Raw genomic sequence first — 2,655 nt, forward strand, 5'->3', positions numbered from 1 at the left:
GTAAGCGCGCAATTCGGGACACCTTTTCTTTGAAAATCGAATGAAGGATTCTGTGTCCACAATGGAGACTGTGGACATAATGGTATTGGGTATCTTGAATGGGACGAGGCCCCTACGAGCAGTGAAGGTTCTTTCCAACGGGAAGCGACGGTTCGATCCTGTGGAGAAAGACCGGCTGATTGATGCTGCAATGAAGCCTGGCGTATCGGTTGCCCGTTTAGCGCTGGCGCACGGCGTCAACGCCAATCAGTTACGCAATTGGGTCAAGCTGCGCCGAGACCGGCATGCACAGGGTGCTTTGAGGTTTGTTGCGGGGCAGGAAACGTCGGCCTTTGTTCCGGTTGTTGGAGGGCCGCCGATTGCGCGGCATCCCGACATACCGGCTCAGCCGTCATCGACAGGGATGCGATTGAAGGCGTCTTTGCCAAACGGTGTACGGCTCGAGCTTGAGAATGTGGATGAGCGGGCCCTTTTCGCGATGATCGAGGTTCTGGGGCGGTGTCATGTTCCGGCTGGCTGACGATCTTCGCGTCTATCTACACCGAGACCCGATCGACTTTCGTGCAGGGATCAACAGCCTGGCGATCCTGGTCGAGCAGTCGATGGGCCTGAGCCCGTTCGAGCGTGCTGTCTTCGTCTTTTGCAACCGCCGGCGCACCCGAATGAAGCTGCTGTTCTTCGAGCGGTCAGGGTTTGTGCTTGTATTGAAAGCCTTGTCAGAAGATCGGTTTCGCTGGCCGCGTCGCGAGGTGCCGGTCGTGAGGCTCGATACTGAACAGTTGCGCTGGCTACTCGACGGTATTGATCTTGACGCGATGGTGCGCCACCCTGTTCGGCAATATGAGTTTGTCGGCTGAAAGCTGTTGACGGAGCGCGGCGGTTCAGATTCAAAGCTGGAATGACACGAGCCGGCACCCTGACCGTTGAGGAACTGATGGCGCTTCTGGCGGCGAATGCTGCCGAGAACGCAGCACTGCGGGCCGAGAGGGACGCCCTTGAGCAGCGCGTCTTCAAGCTCGAGGAAGAACTGGCGCTTGCACAACTGCATCGTTTTGCACCGCGTAGCGAAAAGCATATGGATCGCGTCTTCAATGAAGCGGAGAGCGCTGCTCTTGAGGCCAACGCTGATGAGGGCCTGGCCGACTGTAACGAGACCGCCACCGCTGACCTTCCCGATACGGGATTACCGGAGATGGAAAAGCCCCATGGCCGGAAATGCGGACGCAAACCTCTTCCGGCAAATTTGCCACGTCAACGCGTTGAATATGACCTTGCCGACGATCAGAAGACCTGTCCATGCTGCCGGCACCCATTGCATCGCATGGGCGAACTCGTTACCGAGCAGTTGCATATCGAGGTGAAGGCCACGGTGCTGCAGAATGCCCGGGCCAAGTATGCCTGCCGCAATTGTGAACGCACCGATATCAGCACGCCCGTCATCATCGCGCCGATGCCCGCACAGCCCTTGCCGGGCAGTATTGCCACGGCCTCGACGCTGGCCTTTGCTCTTGTTCATAAATATGTCGACGGCACACCGCTCTATCGTCTGGCACAGGTCTTCGAGCGCGCTGGCGTTCCTGTCAGCCGGGGCGCTCTTGGCCATTGGGTGATCGGTTCGAGCGAAAAGCATCTCGTTCGCATCTACGATGCCCTGAAGCAGCGTCTCCTGTCGCAGAGCGTCATCCATGGTGATGAGACCACGGTGCAGGTGCTGAAGGAAAAGGGCAGGAAAGCAACCGACGAATCCTACATCTGGGCCTATCGCAGCGGGCAGGACAGCCTTGAGCCAGTTGTACTGCTCGAATATCAGCCCGGTCGTGGGCAGGTGCATCCGCAGACTTTCCTTGGTGACTATCGCGGCATTCTGATGAGCGATGGCTATCAGGCCTGGCGCACCCTGAAGGGCGCAACACATGTCGGGTGTATGGCTCATGCCAGGCGACGCTTCGTCAACGCCTTCAAGGCCGGGAAGAAACAAAGCGGCCCGCCAGCGCAGGCATTGAAGTTCTTCGACCAGCTCTACCGGATTGAAAGGCAGGTGCGCGACGAAAAGCCGGATGACGGCGAAACGCGGGCCGATTGCATCCGACGATTGCGCCAGAAACACAGCGTTCCGGTCCTCAATGCCCTGAAGGAGTGGCTCGACAGGACGGCCCCCAGGGTCGTGCCCGACACCAAGCTTGGCGATGCCATCTCCTATACCCGAAACCAGTGGGAGTATCTCTCCCGCTACACCGAGGACGGCAGGATGCCGATCGACAACAATTTATTGGAACGCGATATCAGAGTTTTTGCAACCGGAAGAAAATCCTGGCTCTTCTGTGACACCGTCGATGGGGCCAAGGCGAGCGCCGTCATCTACAGCCTTATGCTGACCTGTCGCGCCTGTGGCGTCGACCCATTCGCCTGGTTGCGGCACGTCTTCACCGAAATGCCGCAGCGTCCAGATCGTGCAGATATCAACGACCTCCTGCCATTCAACTTCGCAAAAGCCACACCTGCCTGATCAAGGCCCATAGGCAAAAGACGAGCACATCTCATAGCGGCGAAGTCAACGCGCAGGGAAATGCGCGCTTACCATCCATGTCTTCAAGCATGGCATCAGCGCGATCTCCAATCATCTCGGTCAGCTCCTATCAATAAAGAAGCTTATCT

Annotated in this window: 3 protein-coding genes; all 3 read left to right on the plus strand. The window is 57.9% G+C overall.

The window, feature by feature from the left end:
- Positions 1-79 precede the first annotated feature (79 nt).
- From KWJ32_RS27825 to KWJ32_RS27835, 3 genes are read left to right on the plus strand one after another with little or no spacing between them, the layout of a single operon-like run.
- On the plus strand, positions 80-520 hold the full coding sequence (locus tag KWJ32_RS27825) for a transposase (RefSeq protein ID WP_235915145.1): 441 nt from the start codon (positions 80-82) through the stop codon (positions 518-520).
- A complete protein-coding gene (tnpB, locus tag KWJ32_RS27830) occupies positions 504-857 on the plus strand; it encodes an IS66 family insertion sequence element accessory protein TnpB (protein WP_112701418.1) in 354 nt (117 codons plus the stop codon). The genes KWJ32_RS27825 and tnpB overlap by 17 nt, the downstream gene beginning before the upstream one ends.
- Before the next feature lie 41 nt (positions 858-898).
- Complete coding sequence (locus tag KWJ32_RS27835; RefSeq protein ID WP_256886613.1) at positions 899-2,506, plus strand: IS66 family transposase; 1,608 nt, start codon at positions 899-901, stop codon at positions 2,504-2,506.
- Positions 2,507-2,655 lie beyond the last annotated feature (149 nt).

The sequence above is a fragment of the Ochrobactrum sp. BTU2 genome, assembly GCF_024539785.1.
Lineage (GTDB): Bacteria > Pseudomonadota > Alphaproteobacteria > Rhizobiales > Rhizobiaceae > Brucella > Brucella anthropi.